Annotated in this window: 19 protein-coding genes; 14 read left to right on the forward strand and 5 right to left on the reverse strand. The window is 35.7% G+C overall.

Annotation, left to right across the window (positions count from 1 at the left end):
• Nucleotides 1-56 precede the first annotated feature (56 nt).
• Together LKL37_RS10685 and LKL37_RS10690 are read left to right on the forward strand one after the other, a co-directional pair.
• Nucleotides 57-1,451, forward strand: a complete 1,395-nt coding sequence (locus LKL37_RS10685; protein ID WP_431610568.1) for an MATE family efflux transporter — start codon at nucleotides 57-59, stop codon at nucleotides 1,449-1,451.
• A gap of 252 nt (nucleotides 1,452-1,703) precedes the next feature.
• Nucleotides 1,704-1,823: a 30S ribosomal protein THX gene (locus LKL37_RS10690; RefSeq protein ID WP_065119703.1), complete on the forward strand. Its 120-nt coding sequence runs from the start codon at nucleotides 1,704-1,706 to the stop codon at nucleotides 1,821-1,823.
• Nucleotides 1,824-1,882: 59 nt separating this feature from the next.
• On the opposite strand, the gene LKL37_RS10695 is transcribed toward LKL37_RS10690, so the two are convergent.
• Both LKL37_RS10695 and LKL37_RS10700 read right to left on the reverse strand, forming a co-directional pair.
• Entirely contained in the window at nucleotides 1,883-2,539 is a 657-nt protein-coding gene (locus LKL37_RS10695; protein ID WP_431610569.1) for a DUF937 domain-containing protein, read from the reverse strand.
• Nucleotides 2,540-2,650: 111 nt separating this feature from the next.
• The gene (locus LKL37_RS10700; protein ID WP_431610570.1) at nucleotides 2,651-3,160 is read right to left on the reverse strand and encodes a DUF2480 family protein; all 510 of its coding nucleotides are present in this window, start codon (nucleotides 3,158-3,160) and stop codon (nucleotides 2,651-2,653) included.
• 78 nt (nucleotides 3,161-3,238) lie between these two features.
• On the opposite strand from LKL37_RS10700, the gene lpxB reads away from it, so the two are divergent.
• A complete protein-coding gene (lpxB, locus tag LKL37_RS10705) occupies nucleotides 3,239-4,342 on the forward strand; it encodes a lipid-A-disaccharide synthase (protein WP_431610571.1) in 1,104 nt (367 codons plus the stop codon).
• 40 nt (nucleotides 4,343-4,382) lie between these two features.
• A complete protein-coding gene (locus LKL37_RS10710) occupies nucleotides 4,383-5,468 on the forward strand; it encodes a glycoside hydrolase family 99 protein (protein ID WP_431610572.1) in 1,086 nt (361 codons plus the stop codon).
• Between the two features lie 27 nt (nucleotides 5,469-5,495).
• Here the strand turns inward: LKL37_RS10710 and LKL37_RS10715 are convergent, their stop codons facing one another.
• The 3 genes from LKL37_RS10715 to LKL37_RS10725 are packed head-to-tail and all read right to left on the reverse strand — an operon-like array spanning nucleotide 5,496 to nucleotide 8,000.
• Nucleotides 5,496-6,053 carry a DUF6705 family protein gene (locus LKL37_RS10715; protein ID WP_431610573.1) on the reverse strand — a complete coding sequence of 186 codons (558 nt, stop codon included), beginning with the start codon at nucleotides 6,051-6,053 and terminating at the stop codon, nucleotides 5,496-5,498.
• A gap of 60 nt (nucleotides 6,054-6,113) precedes the next feature.
• Nucleotides 6,114-6,665 (reverse strand): DUF6705 family protein, encoded by a 552-nt coding sequence (locus LKL37_RS10720; RefSeq protein WP_431610574.1) that lies wholly within the window; start codon nucleotides 6,663-6,665, stop codon nucleotides 6,114-6,116.
• A 12-nt stretch (nucleotides 6,666-6,677) separates the two neighbouring features.
• Complete coding sequence (locus LKL37_RS10725; protein ID WP_431610575.1) at nucleotides 6,678-8,000, reverse strand: hypothetical protein; 1,323 nt, start codon at nucleotides 7,998-8,000, stop codon at nucleotides 6,678-6,680.
• A gap of 128 nt (nucleotides 8,001-8,128) precedes the next feature.
• On the opposite strand from LKL37_RS10725, the gene LKL37_RS10730 reads away from it, so the two are divergent.
• From LKL37_RS10730 to LKL37_RS10775, 10 genes are all read left to right on the forward strand, one after another.
• Nucleotides 8,129-8,503: a helix-turn-helix domain-containing protein gene (locus LKL37_RS10730; protein ID WP_431610576.1), complete on the forward strand. Its 375-nt coding sequence runs from the start codon at nucleotides 8,129-8,131 to the stop codon at nucleotides 8,501-8,503.
• Nucleotides 8,504-8,700: 197 nt separating this feature from the next.
• Complete coding sequence (locus LKL37_RS10735; RefSeq protein ID WP_431610578.1) at nucleotides 8,701-10,473, forward strand: ComEC/Rec2 family competence protein; 1,773 nt, start codon at nucleotides 8,701-8,703, stop codon at nucleotides 10,471-10,473.
• A 145-nt stretch (nucleotides 10,474-10,618) separates the two neighbouring features.
• Nucleotides 10,619-11,281: a succinate dehydrogenase cytochrome b subunit gene (locus LKL37_RS10740; protein WP_047373501.1), complete on the forward strand. Its 663-nt coding sequence runs from the start codon at nucleotides 10,619-10,621 to the stop codon at nucleotides 11,279-11,281.
• 15 nt (nucleotides 11,282-11,296) lie between these two features.
• Complete coding sequence (locus tag LKL37_RS10745; protein WP_431610580.1) at nucleotides 11,297-13,309, forward strand: fumarate reductase/succinate dehydrogenase flavoprotein subunit; 2,013 nt, start codon at nucleotides 11,297-11,299, stop codon at nucleotides 13,307-13,309.
• 23 nt (nucleotides 13,310-13,332) lie between these two features.
• On the forward strand, nucleotides 13,333-14,100 hold the full coding sequence (locus LKL37_RS10750; protein WP_062675785.1) for a succinate dehydrogenase/fumarate reductase iron-sulfur subunit: 768 nt from the start codon (nucleotides 13,333-13,335) through the stop codon (nucleotides 14,098-14,100).
• A gap of 308 nt (nucleotides 14,101-14,408) precedes the next feature.
• Nucleotides 14,409-15,953: a TlpA family protein disulfide reductase gene (locus LKL37_RS10755; RefSeq protein ID WP_431610581.1), complete on the forward strand. Its 1,545-nt coding sequence runs from the start codon at nucleotides 14,409-14,411 to the stop codon at nucleotides 15,951-15,953.
• A gap of 107 nt (nucleotides 15,954-16,060) precedes the next feature.
• The gene (gene rlmD / locus LKL37_RS10760) at nucleotides 16,061-17,473 is read left to right on the forward strand and encodes a 23S rRNA (uracil(1939)-C(5))-methyltransferase RlmD (protein ID WP_431610582.1); all 1,413 of its coding nucleotides are present in this window, start codon (nucleotides 16,061-16,063) and stop codon (nucleotides 17,471-17,473) included.
• A 31-nt stretch (nucleotides 17,474-17,504) separates the two neighbouring features.
• On the forward strand, nucleotides 17,505-17,981 hold the full coding sequence (locus tag LKL37_RS10765; protein ID WP_431610583.1) for a DUF6452 family protein: 477 nt from the start codon (nucleotides 17,505-17,507) through the stop codon (nucleotides 17,979-17,981).
• Nucleotides 17,947-18,612: a DUF6048 family protein gene (locus LKL37_RS10770; protein WP_431610584.1), complete on the forward strand. Its 666-nt coding sequence runs from the start codon at nucleotides 17,947-17,949 to the stop codon at nucleotides 18,610-18,612. Before LKL37_RS10765 ends, LKL37_RS10770 begins: the two co-directional genes overlap by 35 nt.
• 180 nt (nucleotides 18,613-18,792) lie before the next feature.
• Nucleotides 18,793-21,795, forward strand: a complete 3,003-nt coding sequence (locus LKL37_RS10775; protein WP_431610585.1) for a reprolysin-like metallopeptidase — start codon at nucleotides 18,793-18,795, stop codon at nucleotides 21,793-21,795.
• Nucleotides 21,796-21,840 lie beyond the last annotated feature (45 nt).

A 21,840-nucleotide genomic window follows, 5' to 3' on the forward strand; every position in this document is an offset into this window, starting at 1 on the left:
GTTTTTCTAATAATTGGATTTGTAATTTTGGGATTATCTAAATTATTAATTACGAAATGACAAAATATATTGAATTTTTGAAAAAAGCATTCAGTGGTGAGGAAACTGATTTTACGAAAGTGAATATCAGAAGTGCTGTGCTGCTCTTAGCTATTCCTATGATGCTGGAAATGGCTATGGAATCCGTATTTGCCCTTGTTGATCTCTATTTTGTCGGTCATCTGAAAGAAAGTGGTTTTGCTATTCAGACGGTGGGACTTACAGAATCTGTACTGTCGGTGATGTATTCTATTGCGATTGGGATGAGTATGGCGGCAACAGCTTTGGTAGCAAGACGAATTGGTGAGAAAAATCCGGAACAGGCTTCCAGAAGTGCTGCACAGGTATTGCTCGTTTCCTTTGTTATAACTTTTATTTTAAGCTTACTGGGAGTAATATTTGCTGAAGAAATTCTTATTCTGATGGGCTCAAAGCCGGAAGCAGCAGCCTATGGAAAGGATTTTATCAGAATTATGATGGGGAGCAGTACGATTATCATGCTTTTATTTTTAATTAATGGTATTTTCAGGGGAGCCGGAAATGCGATGATTGCTATGAAAAGTTTATGGATAGCGAATATTGCCAATATCATTCTCTGTCCGATTCTGATAAAAGGGTTAGGCCCTGTTCCTGCTTTGGGATTAACAGGAGCTGCTTTGGCAACAACAATAGGGCGCAGCATAGGAGTTATTTATCAGTTGTATCATCTTTTAGTTACCGATACACAAATTCGTATAAGGATTCCTTATTTTAAACCTAATTATGGATTAATCAAATCCATAATAAAAATTGCAACTCCCGGAATTTTTCAGTTTGTCATCGCTTCATGCAGCTGGATTTTTCTTGCAGAATTGGTAGCGACAACCGGGGGAGAAAACGCATCGGCAGGTTATCAGACAGCCTTAAGACTGATGATGTTTTTTATGCTTCCGGCATGGGGACTGAGTAATGCTGCATCTACGCTGGTAGGACAAAACATGGGAGCCAATGAAATGCTGAGAGCAGAACAGTCGGTGATGAAAACCGTGAAATATAACGTCATCTTTATGTTGACTGTAAGCTTGATCTTTCTTTTTATGGGGAATTTTTTAGTAGGCTTTTTCACTCAGGAAGCCGCCATTAAAGATTTTGCTAAAAATGCCCTTCAGATTATGAGTGTAGGTTTTATTTTCTATGGAATCGGGATGGTGATGATCAATGCATTCAATGGAGCGGGGGATACCTGGACGCCTACATGGGTTAATCTTTTTGGATTCTGGCTGTTTCAGATTCCTCTGGCTTATTTTTTATCCAAATACCTTGACATGGGTCCAAAAGGAGTTTTTATTTCAATACCTGCTGCAGAAACCCTGATCACCATTGTTGCCTTTATTTTGTTTAAAAAAGGAAAATGGAAGACGATAAAAGTTTAGGAGAGATGGAGGATGGAAGCTGGAAGAAGGGAATACCAGCAGTCTGAAGTATTTAAGCTAGTCTTTATTTAACAAGCATTAAAGTAAAGATAATTGATATGATAATAGAGAATTGAAAATGGTAACCTAATAGTAACTTCCAACATCCCTCCTCCAGCTTCCCTTGTTAATTTATAAAACTTTAACAGCTTCATTAATTGGATTTTACATCTGTTTTTTTTAAATTCGTAATACCAACAAATACATGTTACTATGGGAAAAGGAGACAAAAAATCAAGAAGAGGGAAAATTAATTCCGGAAGTTACGGGAAAAGAAGGCCTAAGAAGGCATCAAAATCTTTTGCAGCTTCTGAAGAAAAATCTAAAAAGTAATCCAAATAAAAAAGACCGAAGATCATATCTCCGGTCTTTTTTTATGAAAATTAAATTAATTATTTACCTCCAAGAATGTTTCCAAGGATGCTGCCTAATCCGCCGCCGCCTTGTTGTTGGTTTCCACCACCGCCCAATACACTTCCCAGTATATCGTTCAGAGGATTTCCTGATGATTGAGATTGGCCTCCTCCTAAAACACTTCCAAGAATGTCATTCAAAGGATTAGACTGTTGTGCTTGTGCCTGATTAGAAGCATTCCCAAGGATTCCTCCTAAAAGATCTCCTAAGCCGCCAGCTCCTACATTACTCTGCTGTTTCTGCTGCCCGATATAACCCATTACTACAGGTGCAAGCATTGCAAGGATAGGTCCTATTTTGTCTATTGAAATCCCGGTATTCTGTGATAACTGATTTTCAACATTGCTTTTCTGATCACCAAAAATATGACCAAGAATAGATCCGCCTTCAGCTTGTCTTGATTCGATTTGAGAAGCGTCATCTAAAATACTTCCGTTGTGGTCTTTATCTAAAGCACTATTTAAAGCTTCTGCTTCTTTAGCATCCTGGGATTTATTTCTAAGATAAGAAATAATAAGGGGAGTAGCTACAGCTAATAAAGCGATAACCTGATTTTTGCTGATCCCGAATTTGTTTTCAGCCTGCTCAGCAACCTGGTTGCTGGTGTTCCCTGTAAGTAGGTCAATTAAACTCATTGTTTGTGTTTATTAAGTATTAAGTGAACCAAAGTTATCAAAAAATATGCCTCACAAAATGACCGCCTCTCATAATTATTGTTAAAGTTTCTGAAGGAGTTTCAGAAGGACTTAGTTTTTAATGATAGGAACGTTGGAACATGCTTCTCCAAACATCAGAGATTTTACAATAGGTTTTAGCTGTTCAACCAGTTCTATGTAAGCATTTTCCGGAATGTCTTTATCAGAGCAGCCTTTTACCAGAACTCTTTTTCCTCTCATTTCTTCAAAATCGTGAGTTTGAATAGCATTATGCATTAAAATAACATCAAGATCCTCACGACTTCCGAAGACTATTTTTTTAGCCACATCTGTAAGTTTTGCTGTCAATACAAAATAAGCCCAAAGTGGGATAATCGTATCAACAGAGTTATAGATGTATATGTATGAATCTTTATATTGTTCAGTGTCTATAGCCTCTACCTTTTCGCGGAAATCTTTTTCTTTCAGGATCATTTCCTGGAAAAGAAAATCTTTCAGGTCAATTCCCTTTCTTTCCCCTTTTGGAAGTAAAGTGGCAAGGTCAAAATTGATAAGGCCGCTTTCTGCAACTTTATTCCGTATTTCAAATTCTTCTGACATTTTTTATCATTATCTTTGAACAAATTTACGAATTAAGATCATATCTATTTTAATTTGTTCTCTATCCTTACTATAGAAATGAAGTATTACATTATTGCAGGAGAAGCTTCAGGCGATCTGCACGGAAGCAACTTGATGAAAGCCTTAAAACAAAAAGATCCGAATGCAGAGTTCAGATTTTGGGGCGGTGATCTGATGAAAGCTCAGGGCGGAACACTAGTAAAACATTACCGTGATCTGGCTTTTATGGGTTTTCTGGAAGTGGTGATGAATCTAAGAACTATTCTGAATAATATCAAATTCTGCAAAGAGGATATTCAGAAGAACAGACCTGATGTTTTAATTTTGGTAGATTATCCGGGGTTCAACCTGAGGATTGCAAGATTTGCCAAAGAACTTGGGATCAAAGTCGTTTATTATATTTCTCCACAGCTTTGGGCATGGAAAGAAGGCAGGGTAGAGACTATCAAAAAATATGTGGATGAAATGATGGTCATTCTTCCTTTTGAAGAAGATTTTTACAGAAAACACGGAGTTCATTCCCATTTTGTAGGCCATCCTTTGCTGGATGCTATTTCGGATCTTCAGGAAATCAGTATTGAAAATTTCAAATCGGAGCATGGACTGAACGAAAAAGAAATCATTGCACTGCTGCCGGGTTCCAGAGAACAGGAAGTAGAAAAGATGCTTGAAATAATGCTCTCCGTAAGACCGCATTTTAAAAACTACCAGTTTGTGATTGCCGGAGCACCAAGTCTTCCTAAAGAGTTTTATCAAAAATATGTAGATGATAACGTTCATTTTGTATCCAATAAAACTTATGATTTGCTGAGATGTTCCAAAGCCGCTCTGGTTACCTCAGGAACAGCTACCCTGGAAACCGCTTTACTGAATATTCCTGAAGTGGTTTGCTATCGCGGAAGCAAAATTTCTTATGCTATTGCTAAAAGATTAGTGAAAAATATCAATTATATTTCTCTGGTTAACCTGATTATGGATAGAGAAGTGGTAAAAGAACTTATTCAGAATGATCTGAATACTAAAAACCTTGTAGAAGAGCTCAATAAGATTTTAGCAGGAGAAAAGAGAGAACAGGTTCTGAATGATTACAATCTTCTGAGAGAAAAATTAGGTGGCAAAGGCGCCAGTGATCATGCTGCTGAGGTGATCTTGAAAGTGTAGTTTCTTACAAAGCATCCGAGATTTAATCTACTATTTAACTATGAATTACTATACCCGTTTCTTATTATTACTGACATTCACATTGTTTTTCTCAAATAGTTCTGCCCAGCAAGGCAATTCAAGAGAGAAAGTTCAGATATTCTATTATGGCTGGTATGGAAATCCGGCAACCGACGGAAGTTATCAACATTGGAACCATGAAATCCTTCCTCACTGGAGTAATCCGAAATGGAACAATCTGGGACATCACCAAGGAGGAGATGATATTGGAGCTAATTTTTATCCGTCACTTGGAAATTATAGTTCCAATGATGCAGAGATCATTGAAAAACATATGAAAATGATCAAAGACTCTGGAGTAGGAGTAGTGGTTGTGAGCTGGTTGGGAAAAGATTCATTTACAGATAAAAGTCTTATCAAATATTTGGATATTGCAGATCGTTTTGATTTAAAAATTGCATTTCACATTGAGCCGTTTTATAAAAATACTACAGAATTAAAGGAACAGCTTTCTTATCTTATAAAAACATATTCTCATCACCATGCTTTCTACAAAAAAGAAGGAAAGCCTCTGTTTTATGTATATGACAGCTATAAAATTCCTAAAGAAGAATGGGCTAAAATACTATCCAAAAATGGAGAAAAAACAGTTAGAAATACAAATCTAGATGCGCTTTATATCGGGCTTTGGGTTGAAAAAGATGATGCGAAATTCTTTGATTCAGCAGGTTTTGACGGTTTCTATACTTATTTTGCCAGCGAAGGTTTTGTATATGGAAGTACAACTGCTAACTGGGATTTCATGGCCAGCTATGCTAAAGATCATCATCTGATTTTTATTCCTTGTGTAGGGCCGGGGTATTCCGATACAAGAATACGCCCATGGAACGAAGCAAATTTCAAAAGCAGAGATAATGGAAAATATTATGAAAAGATGTTTGATGCTGCCATTAAAGTAAATCCGGATTTCATCGGAATCACATCATTCAATGAATGGCATGAAGGAACCCAGATAGAGCCTGCGATCCCTAAAAGATCAGGTGATTTCAAATATGAAGATTATGGGAAAGATCCTTTATTTTATATCAAAGAAACGAAGCGTTTGACGGATAAATTTCTGAAATAAATAAACCACTGAAAAGCGGTTTATTTATTATTGCCTTGTTAAATGTATAATCTTATTGTCTGGAAGAGTAGTTTTAAAATTATTACAGTCCTGAGTTACGATGTCATTATCTGGATGAAAATTAACTCCCATTTGATTTGGAGTTTCTGGCTTTATCCACATATAAAGATATCCATAGTCAATACATCCCGATTTATCACCAAAGAAGTTCATTAAATAAACTTTTAAATCTTTCTGAAAATTAAAACCAGTAAACTTGGTTTCAGTATCAGGTTTATTAAAATTATCATATTCTACGACACCATTTGTATTGGTTATTTTTACCCTTCCAATAAGCATGTCCCATTTTTGATTTTGGCCCACATTTTCTTTTTTGATAAAATTAAATTCATAATTTTTACCATCCCTGTTTCCTTTCCATGTTCCAACATATTTATTCAGGGAATTATTAATATCCTTTACATAAGAGGCATTTGGACATGTTTGGGATGATAAGGTGCATTGTGCCATTGTTTCAAGAGAGACAGTTTGACCTATACAGCCTGTAAAAACGGTAAGACAAATAATACTTAAAATATTTTTCATAATTTTATATGAATTTTAGCAATATAAGTAACTCCACAAGATGTTTAATTGTCCATTGTTTTATTGTTTTGTGAGAACAATTTCTTTTGGAAGAGCTTGTGGAATACTTGTATTGTAATATTGGCAACTTGAGCTAATTATTTCATTACGGTAAAAATATTGCCAATTTAATTTTGTTTTACTTGCGTCAGTAAAGTTTATTCTAATACTTCCGGTAGCTCCACACAGGTCTTTATCAATATAGAATAATGAATATCTATCATCTTCTTTTCTAAACCTTGTTCCTTGAATTTTAGCTTGTTCATCAGGTAAAGTTGTATTATCAAACAAGACATTACCATTATTACTATCAATAACTTTAAATTTCCCAATTAAATAGTCTCTATTACGTTTCAATATATTGTCATACTTATTATTGATTTTTTTGAATGTAATCAGAATAGTTTTATTTTCCCATATTCCCTTCCATATTCCTTCATAGTTTGGAAGTTCATTATTAGTATCTTTTAAATATGAGTTTTCGGGAATATCTGTAAATGTTCTTAATGGATATACTTGGGCTGAGCAAGATATTGTGATACTTAATAGTATAAATAAAAAAAAATTTTTCATAATTAATAAATTTTATGGGCATGATTGTGTTACAACAGCACTTTTGTCACTATTAAGTGTAAGTTGTGCAGCTGCACCAGTTGTTTTTTCTGTTTTATATATTTCTAAACCATTGATATTTACTATTTCCAGTAAAAATTTGGCAAATATTTTTTCTACATTAGGTTGAGTTAATTTTTTTGTTTCTTCCAATTCTGAATATTCTCTTATATACCATTCATTCCAGTTGTCTATTTTATCTTGAGTTAATCCAATGCTTCCGTTCCCCGTGTACTTCAGTATATAATTTCCTTCAGAAGTAATGACCATAGCATACGCTTGAGAAACATCTCCTTTTTGTATAGCATTAGGAACACAACTAGTTAAAAAAGTGGAAATATCATAAGGTGAAAATATTTTTACAATCCCTTCCAAGTCTAAATGATTATGAATATAGCCAAAATATTTATTTCCAATAGGGAGTTTTACGTTTCCATTAGGAGTGTTTTGTAATTGTTCATAAGAGGTTTGAGGCCCATATGCAGCTGCATATCCTGTTTCCTTTTGCATTTTGAACATTTCAGGTTTGTCAATATTTGCAACTTTTTGTTGAAAATTTGTATTCTGGGCTTGTTCCTTTAAGGTAGTGCAGTTTTTAATAAAATCAGTGTATTGATTGTCTACAGGGTAAGAATAGCCACCGCCACCACTTCCTCCTCCGCCGCCGCCACTGTCGCCGCCGCTTCCGCCACCACATTGTGAATCGGGAGACATATCCATACATTCTAAATAAGGCCCGGCTGGTGAGCAATGCATTTCTACAAAATGATCAACCTGTAGGATTGCTCCTGATACAGTATCTGTCCAGGTTACTGTTTTATAAATAGTTACACAGCTGTTCTTACTTTGTGCATTTCCTGAGTTTTCTTTAAACGTTCCGGAAAGATTTTCCCTATTTTTAAAAACCAATAGGTCAAAAAACTTTTTAGACTTTTCATTTGGATCCATTTTGAAAAAGACTCTGTCTCCTTCTCTTTTTACTACGAGAGTAAAATTAATTTTTCCATCTTTTAAAACGGGAACTTCAAGGAAGCTTTCGTCCCCCGCTGTTGTTGCATAATTCCAGGCAACTTCACCATGTTTGATTTTGACATAATTGGGATCTGAATAGGTCTCAAATATTTTCTTTACATTTTTAATGTATTTTTCGTCTTCTTTCCAAAGACTTTTTGAGGTGTATTCTTTTGATAGAATAGAGGCCTCAGAAGCAGATGAGGTTTCTTCATGAATACAGGAGGAAAGAGAAGAGGTTATGATTGCCAGTAGCAGCAACCAATGGGTTGTTTTTTTCATCATACGATTTCTGTTTTTTGGATTTTAAATATACAAATTTTATCACATCGGTGTGATTTCGTACAAAAATATATTTTTCCATCTTCCTACATCATAAGAATTTTTATATTTTTGATAAAAATTCTTTTAAAATGAGTATAGGTACAAGAGTAAAACAATACAGGGAAGCCAGAAACTGGTCTCAGGAAGATCTGGCAGTACGTTTAGATACTACACAGACTACTATTTCCAATATAGAGTCTGATAAAAATATTCCCAACTCTTTACTGCTGAACAAAATAGCAAAAGAACTAGAGGTTGATATTAATGACTTACTTAATGATCATACAACTATTATTCATGATAATGAATTTAGTGATCAATCAATTGCAAATGTCAATCAATATAACCCTGTTTTCAATATGCAGTCACCAGAATTATTAGAGAGTATTCTGAAAAATCAGGAACAGCTTGCTAAGCTTATGGAAATACAAAGTAAGCTGATAGAAAGCCTTCTTAAGAAATAAAATAGCTTAAATAGAAATACAAGAAAGTCTGGAACTATTGTTTCAGACTTTTACTTTTTAATATAAATAGATTTTTAGTAGTAAAAAATCAGGTTCTCTATTAATTCCTTTGATGGTTTTTTAATTTGTTATTTGGTTGTTGAAGAGAAGGTTAGTTAAGTAATAATTATCTATTTTCCCTTGATAATTAATTGAAATTGAAAAAGCAGCCTCTTCTTATTCTGGTCGTATTTTTTATTCTTGGAATTCTTTTTCAGGATAAAATGGTGTTGGCTGGTGTTGCATTTTATTCAGTAATTGCAACGTGCTTGGTCATACTTACTGTAATTTGTTTTCATTCTTATTTTCTGCACAAAACGAAAGTTGTTTTGCTTGCACTTTTGTTCTTTGGCACAGGAATTATTCTTCATCGTTATAACACTTCTGCAGAGGATGTTTATTCATCTTCATCTAAAAAAGAAACCGTCACTTTCAAAATTTCTCAGAAATTAAATTCTACCGAAAAGTATAAAAAATACGAAGGAATTGTGCAGGTGGGAAATGCAAATTTAAATTCAATTCTGTATGTTCCAAAAGATGTCAAAGAGCTGGATTTTATTCATTATTATAAAGGGGAAGCTTATATTACAAAACCTAAAGCTCCTGAGCATGATTTTCAATTCAACTATGTTCAATATCTGAAAAGAAAGCATATTGATGAGCAGATCTACTTTTCAAAAGAAATTGTATCTGCAGAACGAAACGACTTAACGTTGGCGGATCAACTCCGGCAATATAGATTTACGGCTCTTAACAGAATTGATAAAACCCCTATTTCTGAAAAAACCAAAGAGTTTCTGAAAGGTATTATTCTGGCAGACCGTACGGAGATTGATGCAGGAACAGTTCAGGATTTCAATAAGTCCGGACTGGTTCATTTTCTGGCCATTTCGGGAACACACATTGTGGTTATTTTTGGGATGTTTTATTTTCTATTGATTCGGTTTATTCCTTTACAATTCAGAAAATATGCAGTTATTCTAAGTTTGGTTTTTATTTGGTTGTTTGCTGCTTTTATTGGTTTTGGGAATTCTGTTTTGAGATCCTGTATCATGCTGAATGTGTATTTTGTTTTCGTATTGCTTCAGCGGAAACCTGATCTGCTTCATTCGTTAGCTTTATCCGCTTTTTTTATCTTAATTGGAGACACACAGCAGCTTTTTGATGTAGGATTTCAGCTTAGCTTTTTAGCGGTTTTAGGAATCTATTGGCTGAATCAGCCTCTGTTGAAGCATTTTCCGAAACAGGATCATTATCTTAAAAAGCTTCTGTTTAATACCATTACAATATCTTTATCCGCACAGCTGGCAACACTTCCTTTGGTGCTGTATTATTTTCATCAGTTTTCATTCATATCCATCATTGCGAATTTTGTTATTGTTCCTTTTTCCGAAATAATTATTGTTTTCTCATTTATAATGACAGCTTTTGTCGCCTGCGGAATTGATTTTGGCTTGTTGAATAATATATATGACTTTGTGATACAGATTCTGTTGAAGATGATTCATTGGTTTGCTGATGTAGACCTGTTATTCTTTGAAAATATTCCTATGAATGGGATTGAAGTGCTGTCGGTTTCAGTGGCAGTCTATTTATTAAGATCGGTCATCGTAACATTTAATTTCAAAAATTCGATGAGGTTCGCGATGGCTGTAATTATATTTTTGATCTTAAGAACTGGAATCAATGTCTTTGAAAATCAGAAAGAAGAGGTATTAGTTCATACTTTGGATAAAAGCAAAATTTTTTCTGTCAAAAGAGGGGATAAAGCCTGTTTTTGGATCTCTGATATGGAAGATAAAGCTAAAATTCTACGGTATATTATAAATCCCTATTGTTCCTCAAGAAGAGTGGATTATTTTGAAATAAAATCCCTCCCATCATCTTCTCAAAAAGTAGTTTTCCGAGATCAGGTTTATGATCTTAAATAATGCTTTATAATTTATGTGTTTTCCTGTATCTATAATGTATGGAATTCTTATTTAGAAAGATTACAAACTGCCTAATTGTGAGATTTCTCACTTTTCGATATTGTTAAACTTTCTTAATTTTGTAGAAATTCAAATTTAAACTTATATGGCAGGTTTAACGAGTTCTACGATAGGTAGAAAATATGCTATGGCATTATCAGCTCTATTTTTGCTGATTTTTCTTATACTGCATTTGACGACCAATTTGTTATCAGTTCTGAACAAGGATGCATTCAACACCGCATCAGACTTCATGGGCTATAATCCTTTTGTGCAGTTCTTAATGCAGCCTATTCTTGGTTTTGCAGTAATTTTCCATTTCATTATGGGATTTGTGCTTGAAATCAAGAATAATAAAGCGCGTCCGGTAAAGTATGCAGCTAACAACGCATCAGTGAATTCTTCATGGATGTCCAGAAATATGATTATTTCCGGAGCTGTTATCTTAGCGTTTCTGGCGCTTCACTTATATGATTTCTGGTTGCATGAAATTAATTACAAGTATGTAGAAGGATTGACTCCTGATGCAGAACGTTTCTGGCCGGAACTTCATGAGAAGTTTGCTGATCTTTGGAGAGTGGCTTTATATGTGATCTCTTTTGTTTTACTAGGATTACACTTAGCACACGGATTCCAGTCTTCGTTCCAGTCTATCGGAGCAAGACATCCAAAATATACGCCGGTGATCAAAGCTTTCGGAACATGGTATTCAATCCTTATTCCTGCAGGATTCATCATCGTAGCAGTTTTCCATTTTATAACTCAATAATATCAATATACTAGTATGAGTAAATTAGATTCAAGAATTCCAGCGGGTCCTCTTAAAGACAAGTGGAAAAATCATAAAGACCATATGAACCTTGTTGCACCAAACAACAGAGATAAGATTGATATTATTGTTGTAGGTACAGGTTTGGCAGGAGGTTCTGCAGCAGCTACATTAGCTGAGCAGGGATATAACGTAAAAGCATTCTGCTACCAGGATTCTCCAAGAAGAGCGCACTCTATTGCAGCTCAGGGAGGGATCAACGCAGCTAAGAATTACCAGGGAGACGGTGACTCTACTTACAGATTATTCTATGATACCATCAAAGGTGGTGACTACAGAGCAAGAGAAGCCAACGTTTACAGATTAGCTGAAGTTTCTGCAAATATTATTGACCAGTGTGTTTCCCAGGGGGTTCCTTTCGGGAGAGATTACGGCGGTCAGCTGGATAACCGTTCATTTGGTGGGGTTCAGGTAAAAAGAACTTTCTACGCAAAAGGGCAAACAGGACAGCAGTTATTATTAGGAGCATATTCTTCAATGAGCCGCCAGATCGGTAAAGGAAGAATCAAGATGTACAACCGTCATGAAATGCTTGACCTTGTAATTGTAGATGGTAAAGCAAGAGGGATCATCGCAAGAAACCTTGTTACAGGTGAGATCGAAAGACATTCTGCTCACGCAGTAGTAATTGCTTCAGGTGGATACGGAAACGTATATTTTCTTTCTACTAACGCAATGGGATCCAACGTTTCTGCAGCATGGAAAATTCACAAGAAAGGAGCTTACTTCGCAAACCCTTGCTATGTACAGATTCACCCGACCTGTATTCCTGTTCACGGAACACAGCAGTCTAAACTGACTTTGATGTCTGAATCATTAAGAAACTCAGGAAGAATCTGGGTTCCTAAAAAACATGAAGATTCAGTAGCCATCAGAGAAGGTAAATTAAGACCTGAAAATATTAAAGAAGAAGATAGAGACTATTATTTAGAAAGAAGATACCCTGCGTTTGGTAACCTTGTACCTAGAGACGTTGCTTCAAGAGCAGCTAAGGAAAGATGCGACGCTGGATTCGGAATCGAAAATAATGATACTCAGGAAGGAGTTTACCTTGATTTCTCTACAGAGATCATGAAAAAAGGTAAAGAATCCGCTATCGAAAAACATATTCATAATCCAACAGATCAGCAGATCTACGATTTAGGTAAGAGCTGGGTAGAGGAGAAATACGGTAACTTATTCGTAATGTACGAAAAAATTACAGCAGATGATCCTTACAAAACTCCAATGAAGATCTATCCTGCAGTTCACTATACAATGGGAGGTGTATGGGTTGATTATAACCTTCAGTCTACAATCCCTGGATGTTTCGTAATTGGTGAAGCCAACTTCTCTGATCACGGTGCAAACAGATTGGGTGCTTCTGCATTGATGCAGGGTCTTGCTGACGGTTATTTCGTACTTCCTTACACGATTGCAGATTACCTTTCTGCAGATATCAGAACAGGAGCAATTCCTACTAATTCAGGTGCGTTTGACGAAGCTGAAAAAGGAATTAAAGAAAAAATTGACTTCTTCTTAAATAATAAAGGAACTCATTCTGTAGACCACTTCCACAAGCAATTAGGAAACATTATGTGGAACAAAGTAGGAATGGGAAGAACTCCTGAAGGATTGAGAGAAGCAATCAAAGAAATTGAAGAAGTAAGAAGCGATTTCTGGAAAAATGTAAAAGTACCGGGAGAAGGAGAAGGGATGAACACTGAACTTGAAAAAGCATTCAGAGTGGCAGACTTCCTTGAACTTGGACAATTAATGGCTATCGATGCACTACACAGAAACGAATCTTGTGGTGGACATTTCCGTGAAGACCACTCAACTCCGGATGGAGAAGCGGAAAGAGATGACGTAAACTACAAATACGTCGGAGCTTGGGAATATCAGGGTGACAATATCAACGCGGAAGTGTTGCATAAAGAAGAACTGATATACGACAACATCGAGGTTAAAACTAGAAGTTATAAATAATCTCCAACCTAAAATATAACATTATGAGTGCAAAAAAAGGCTTACATCTTACGCTGAAAATTTGGAGACAAAAAAATAGTAAAACTAAAGGTCAGTTTGAGACCTATAAAATATCAGATGTATCTACAGATTCTTCATTTTTGGAGATGTTAGATATCCTGAACGAAAATTTAATTAACGAAGGTAAAGAACCTATCGCTTTCGACCACGACTGTCGTGAAGGAATCTGCGGTATGTGTTCACTTTACATCAATGGTAGAGCTCACGGGCCGGATACAGGTATCACAACCTGCCAGCTTCACATGAGAATGTTCAAAGATGGAGAGACTATCGTTATTGAACCTTGGAGAAGTGCTGCTTTCCCTGTTATCAAAGACTTGATGGTAGACAGAAGCGCTTTCGACAGAGTAATGGCAGCAGGAGGTTTTATTTCTGTGAATACTTCAGGTAATACATTGGATGCTAACGCAATTCCGGTTCCGAAAGAAGATGCAGATAAAGCAATGGATGCTGCAGCTTGTATCGGATGTGGAGCTTGTGTAGCTACGTGTAAAAACGGATCTGCAATGCTATTCGTAGGAGCTAAAGTTTCTCAATATGCATTACTTCCACAAGGTAGAGTAGAAGCTAAGAGAAGAGTTCTGAACATGGTGAAAGCTATGGATGAAGAAGGATTCGGAAACTGTTCAAACACCGGTGCGTGTGAAGTGGAATGTCCAAAAGGAATTTCTCTTGAAAACATTGCAAGAATGAACAGAGAGTACATGGCTGCTCTAGTAGATCAAGGATAGAATTGATTCAAATACATAAAAAATCGCCTTCATTTTTGGAGGCGATTTTTTTATGAAATGCTAAGCCCTGTTAAAGTTTGTTAACTTATTGATAGGTTTTAGTCATTCTTTATTTAATAAGTATATATTTGAAGGGTAGTTGAAACGTTTTTTAAAAACTTTCAAATACAACATGCCATTCAAAAAGAGACAATTAAAATAATTAAAATGTCTCTCCTGAATGCTCATAATAAAATTTTTAAAAAAAATAATTAGTGTGAATTAACAAGCCCTAAAAAGCTTATTTTTGTGTAATATTAAAAATTGAAATGAAAAAATATCTTTTATTGTTTATCATCACAGTTTTTGTGATGTCTTGTTCAAAAAAAGTAGAAGTAAAAGGAAAAATTACTGGAAGCTCATCATTAGAAAGAATAGAATTTGTAGAAGCTTCAGGAGTAGGAACCCTGCCTTTGATTAATATTGGTTTAGATAAAGACGGAAATTTCTCAGGAAGCTTTGAAGCTCCTAAAGACGGAATGTACGTAATCAACTATGCGGGCAGACAAAACCTGATCTATCTTGAAGGAGGACAAAAAGTAAATATTTCAGGAAACGGAGCTACTTTCCCAAATGAATATGTAATTACAGGTGATGCTAAAAAGAATAATGATTTCCTTACAGCAAGTATGAAGTTCCTGGCAGAGTATGGCAGCAAAGTTAACTTAGCTGGATTAATGGGTGGAGACGAAGCTGCATTTTTAAAAGGAATGCACAAAGTAGAAGCTGATATTAATAAAAATGTAGACGACTTAGCAAAGAAAAATAACCCAAGCAAAGGACTTCTTGAGTGGAAGAAAAACGACATTAAAGTGACTATTCTTAATTTGCTTGCCAACTATGAGATGTCTCACGGACCAATGTCTGGTAATCCTTCTTACAAAGCTTCTAAAGCTTTCAAGGATTATGAAACTCAGCTGGAAACTGATAAAGAAGCGATGGTGAAATCAATCCCTCTTTACAGACAATATCTTCTTGTAAAAATGACTCCGGATTTCCAGAAGTATGCAGAAGCAAACAGCAAAGGAAAAACAGGAATTACAACTTCTGAGATGTTCGCTCAATACTTAAAAACAAAGAAAGATTTATCTCAGACTGCAAAAGACTATCTTTTGGCATTTGTAATGGCTCAGGCTGATATTCACCCTACGACTACACCTGCAAACATTGATAAAATCAAAAAAATCATTGATTCGGATATTAAAGATGCTACAATTAAAAGTGACCTTTTAAAAATGCAGGTAGCAATTACAGGACTTAAAATCGGAGATGCGGCTCCTGACGCAGCTTTAGCAAAACAGGACGGAAAAGCTTATAACCTTTCCGAAAACAAAGGAAAACCTTATATGCTGTTCTTCTACGCTTCATGGAATCCTTACATCAGTGAAGCTACAGTGCCTGTATTAAAAGAAGTGGTAAACTTCTATAAATCAAAAATGAATTTTGTATTCGTAAATGTAGACGACACAAAAGATCAGTTCATTAAAACAAGTAACTCTCTTTTAAAAGGAATTCAGGGAGTAAACGTTTACGGAGAAGGAGGTCTGAACTCTGATATTGCTAAGAAATATGGCGTATACGGATTCAAGTTACCTTGCTTTGTAATCATTGATAAAGATGGTAAAATTGCCAGCAGATCATTCGTAAACCTTGGTGAGCAGGAGTTGGTAACAATTCTGGATAAGCAGACAGGGCTTGCAGCTCCAAAAGTAGCTCCAAATGTACAGATGCAGCCACAGCTTCAGATTGATCCTTCTGCAGCTCAGCAGCAAGCTCCACAGCCGGCAAATCCACAGCCGGCTCCAACAAAATAATAAACTTTAACACAGTATAGAAACCTTATCTTCGGATAAGGTTTTTTTTATTGTATTTTTGCAAACTGAAACGTAAAGTTTCAATTAGGAAAATAGAAAATTTTAGAATGAGTAGGAAGAAAAAAAGAGATCTAATTCTTGAAAATATAAAGCTGTTGACTGCCGGAGCAAAAGGTGTGGCAATAGGAAAGACCGAAGAAGGAAAAGCAGTGATGGTTACAGGTGCAATTCCGGGTGATATTGTAAATGTAAGAGTGAAGAAAGCAAAGTCTAAATACTTTGAAGGCGAAGCGATAGAGGTTCTTGAAAAATCACCTTATAGAGTTGAACCAAAATGTGTTCATTTCGGAACTTGTGGTGGCTGCAAATGGCAGAATATGAGCTACGAAAAACAGCTTGATTTCAAACAGGAAGAAGTCTATAACAATATCAAAAGAATCGGAGGAATTGATAACTTCGAGACCGTATCAATCTTAGGAGCTGAAGAACAATATTTTTATAGAAATAAAATGGAGTTTTCTTTCTCAAATGCGAGATGGCTTACTCAATATGAAATCAGTTCTGAAGAAAATTTCGGAAGTAAAGATGCTTTAGGGTTTCATATTCCGGGAATGTGGAGCAAAATTCTTGACCTTAAAGAATGTTTTCTTCAGGAAGATCCTTCCAACGCAATCAGACTAGCTGTAAAAGAATATGGTGTCAATACTGGTCTGGACTTCTTTGATGTAAGAAATCAGGAAGGTTTTTTAAGAACCTTAATGATGAGACAAAACTCCAAAGGAGAGTGGATGGTTCTTTTCCAGCTTTACAGAGAAGAAAAAGAAAACAGAGAAAAACTTTTTGAATTTCTATTAGAAAAATTCCCGCAGATTAAAACATTGGTATATGCTATTAATCCTAAGCAGAATGATTCTATTTATGATTTAAATATCAATATCTATTTCGGAGAAGGTTATCTTATGGAAGAAATGGACGGGCTGAAGTTTAAGATTGGACCGAAATCATTCTTCCAGACCAACTACAAGCAGGCACTGGAATTATACAGAAAAACCCTTGAATTTGCAGATTTGAAAGGAGACGAAGTTGTGTATGACCTTTATACAGGAACAGGGACAATTGCACAATATGTAGCAAGAAATGCAAAGCAGGTTATCGGGATAGAATCTGTACAGGAAGCAATAGATGCCGCTATCGAGCATGCTGCATTGAACGGACTTACAAACACAACGTTCTACTGTGGAGATATGAAAGATATTTTCAATGATGAATTCATGGCAAACCATCCAAAAGCAGATGTTTTGATTACGGATCCACCAAGAGATGGAATGCACCAGAAGGTGGTAGAGCAGATCTTAAAGCTTTCACCTGAAAAAGTAGTTTATGTAAGCTGTAACTCTGCAACGCAGGCAAGAGATCTTGCTTTAATGAAAGATCATTATACTTTAGTAAAGATCTTGCCGGTAGATATGTTCCCGCAGACACACCATGTTGAGAACATTGCATTGCTGATTAAAAAATAAATTTATTTAAATTTGAATTTCAAATCTTAATATGAAGTACTTTAAATTTCTCATAGCAATCTGCTTTTTAGGAATGCTTTTTTCCTGTGGAGGAGATGATGATATTTGCGAAAGTGGAGAAGGAACTCCCAGAATGAAGGTAGCTTTCAAATCACTGTCAACTGGAAAAGAAATGACAGTGGATACACTATATGTAGCAGTAGATTATGGTGCCGGGAAAGTGGATCTGGGTAAACTTGCACAAGTTGATTCCAGACTAATTCCTTTACGTGTGGATAACTCGCCTTATACAGATATTTATTTCAAAGTTAGACTTAAAGGAGTAGAATCTAAAGTAAGAGTTAATTATACTACGAAATCAACGTACGTTTCTCCCGGATGCGGAATCAAAAAGTATTACGAGAATTTAACTTCAGAATTAGTAACTCCGAATCCTGTTCAGAAAGTGGAAATCGGGCAAAATCAGATAGAGAATGAAGACAAGACTAATCTTTACCTTTCTTTTTAGTTTATTTGGAATAATAAGCTGGGCACAAGATAAAAAAAAGGAAGCAGAGAAGAAGGTTCATGAAAAATATGAGCCCAATTTCATGGTCGGCCTTGATGTATTGAATACCGGAGCTGGTTTCTTTTCAGACAGAAAACTGTATCAGGGATTTATTTCTTCAAAAATCAGAGGAAATGTTCATGCTATTGCAGAAGCTGGTTTTGAAAAAAATGTATACCAGAAGAATGGTTATGATGCTAAAGCAAGTGGTCCGTTCGTTAAGTTAGGAGCATTCTATATGCTGGCAAAAGATGCGGAAAATGAATTCAACGGATTTTATGCCGGTGGAAAAGTTGCCGGATCATTCTATAATCAGGAATATATGGCTGTTCCCGTCCGTGGATTTGGTGGAAGTAATTCTTCTGAAGCCTTCCCCTCATCATCACAGTCTTCTTTTTGGCTGGAAGGAACCATAGGAGGTAGAGTACAGTTGTTCAGCTCTAACTTTTATATTGATGTAAATCTTCAGCCGAGATATATGGTATATACTTCTAAGCAGGATGATATCTCTCCAATGATCGTTCCGGGATTTGGAAGAAGTTCTTCAAAATTCAATATGGGATTTGCATGGAATATTGCATATAAGTTTTAGGAATAGATATTATTTACTTTTACGATATACAAAACACAAACTTTATAGTATTATGAAGTTTGTGTTTTTTTTAATAAATAAGTTTATTGTATAGTTAATGTTGAAAAATATTAACTTATTTTATTTGTGTAAGTTGTAAAATGGCTATATTTGGCGGAAATTATAATTGTTATTTAATTTATGAAAAGAGTATTTACTGCCTTGGTGTGTACTTTAATAGGTGGAGCAGCGTTCGGACAATGGACTCCTACTTCATTTAATAAAGTAGACAGCAAAAAAAGAGGAACTTTTACAGTAGAGAAATCTGGTGTAAGAGAGAACGGGTATTATAAATTAGACTTAGCTTCACTAAGATCTCAATTGAAGAATGCTCAAGAGATGGGGCCAAATGCAGCTCCAGTAATTATTTCTCTTCCAACTGTTGATGGGAGAATAGAAAGATTCAAAGTATTTAGCTTTCCTGTTCTAGCAAAAGAAATTGCTGATAAGTATGAGCTAGGTTCTTACGTGGGAACAAGTGTTGAAGATCCCGGTAAATATTTAAGATTCAGTGTTTCTCCTAATGAGCTTCAGTCTATGATTATAGATGGAGACAAATATGAGTTCATTGAACCTTTAACTACTGATAAGAGTGTATACGCAGTGCATCCTAAAACGATGAAGAATCCAAATGGATTTATATGCTCAACAGAAGAAAGTCCTGCTTCTAAAAAGCAAATAGATGCTTTATTGAAAAAAGGTAAATCTATTGCCAACCAACCAACCAGCTTTGCTAAAAATTCTGATAAGAAATACAGAACAATGAGATTGGCAATGTCTGTTACGGGAGAATATACTCAGTTTTTTGGAGGAGTTGCTGGTGCATGGGCTCAGGTAAACAACACTATGTCAAGAGTAAATGGAGTATTTGAAAAAGACTTTGCATTACACTTAAATGTATTAAACTACCCAGCTCTTATTTTTGATAACCCTGCTACTGATCCATATGCTTCTGTTACCAGTGCAACAGCGCCTCCAGGTACATGGAATACTGAATTGCAAAACCAATTGACAACAGTTGTTGGTGAGACAAATTATGATATTGGTCACTTATTTGGTGCTTCAGGAGGAGGTGGAAATGCAGGTTGTATTGGTTGCTTTTGTGTGAGCCCTACTACTGATGAACCGGAAGGAAAAGGATCTGGTATTACATCTCCTGCTACAGGAAGTGTAAATCCATCTGCAACGTATCCCCCATCCGGAGATAATTTTGATATCGACTATGTAGCTCACGAAATGGGACACCAGTTGGGAGCGAATCATACATTCTCTCATAGCCTTGAAGGATCCGGAGTAAACATGGAGCCTGGTTCAGGATCTACAATTATGGGGTATGCAGGTATTACAGGAGCTACTTATGATGTGCAGCCGCATTCGGACCCATATTTCCATATTGCAAGTATTGATCAGGTTCAGGATAAACTGAATGAAAGAACGTGTGATGTAGAAACTCCAATTACTAATAACCCACCAGTAATTACAGCTTTACCAACATACAATATTCCTAAAGGTACAGCATTTGTGCTTACAGCTTCAGCTACAGATGCTGAAAACGACCCGCTTACTTATGTATGGGAAGAAATAGATAATGCTTCTGTTGTTATTAATAAGAATAATATAGGTAATACAACTACTGGTGCAACATTCAGATCCAAGTCTACAGGAACAAATCCAACAAGATATTTCCCAAGCTTTACATCTGTAATGAATGGTGTATTAAATAATGCAAACAATACTTGGGAGTCAGTTTCTGCATTCGCAAGAACTACAAATTTTGCAGTTACAGTAAGAGATAACAACCCGAACGTTGCGCAGCAGCAGACTAACTTTGCAACTCAAACAATTGTTGTAGGAGATACAGGACCATTCAAATTAGCAAATCAATATGCTGATGTGAATACACCTACACCTATTCAATGGCTTGTGGCTAACACAAACGCTGCTCCATATAACGTAGCAAATGTTAAGATTGATTATACTACAGATAATGGGACAACTTGGACTGTATTAGCTGCTTCAACTCCAAATGACGGAACTGAAAACTTTACATTCCCTTCTTCTTTAAACGGACAGATCATTAAAGTAAGAGTTGCTGCGATAGGAAACGTTTTCTATGCAGTAGGACCTGTTACTATAGGACCACTTTCTGCTTGTAGCTCTGCTGCACCTACAAACGTGGCAGTAAGCAATATCGGTAATACTTCGGCGAACGTTTCATGGATGGCTTATACCGGAGCTACATATAAAGTACGTTACAGAAAAGTAGGTACAACTACATGGAGCGAAGTTGATTCTGCAGTTCCTTCTATTAACTTAACTGGTTTAGCAGAGGGTACAAACTTTGAAGTACAGGTTGCTTTAGTTTGTGGTACAACAGTAGGAACTTATTCTACATCTGTTAATTTTACAACACTTGCTATTACCTATTGTGCAGCATCAACTTTACTGAATACAGATGAATATATCTCAAATGTAACGGTTGCTAACCTTAACAATACTACAGGAGCATCAACGTATTCCAATTATACAACCAATTCTGCACTTCAGATTAACCTGACTAAAGGATCAACATATCCTATTTCTGTTTCAGTAGGAAATGCATATGTTAATGATGTGGCAGCTATATATATAGACTATAATAAAAATGGAGTTTTCGAAAGTAACGAAGCTGTATTAAATGTTCCTACTACAAGTACTGCAGTAAGTTCATTTTCAGGATCATTTACAGTTCCTAATAGTGCTGTAGAAAATCAGACACTAAGAATGAGAGTTCTTGTATTCTATGCAGGAGCAGACAATGAAGGATTCCCAATCCCGGCTTCATTTGCTTGTGGAACTAATTTCTACTATGGAGAGGTTGAAGATTATAACGTAGTTGTTACAAGCAACCTTGCTACTTCTGAAACTTCTGTTAAAAATGATGGAATTCAGATTTATCCAAATCCGGCAGTTGATATTTTAAATATTACTAAAGTTTCAAATAAAGCAACATATAAAATCTATAGTGCTGCTGGACAATTAGTAGATAGAGGAAGTATCAATGATGGAAAAGTAAATATTTCAGCATTAGTTAAAGGTGCTTATGTAATTACAATAGAAGATAAAGGAATTGAGCAATTCAAATCTAAATTCATCAAAAAATAAAGACAACCTTTAAATATTAGTAAATCCCCGGGAATCCCCGGGGAT

This window comes from Chryseobacterium sp. 'Rf worker isolate 10', from assembly GCF_050753305.1.
Lineage (GTDB): Bacteria > Bacteroidota > Bacteroidia > Flavobacteriales > Weeksellaceae > Chryseobacterium.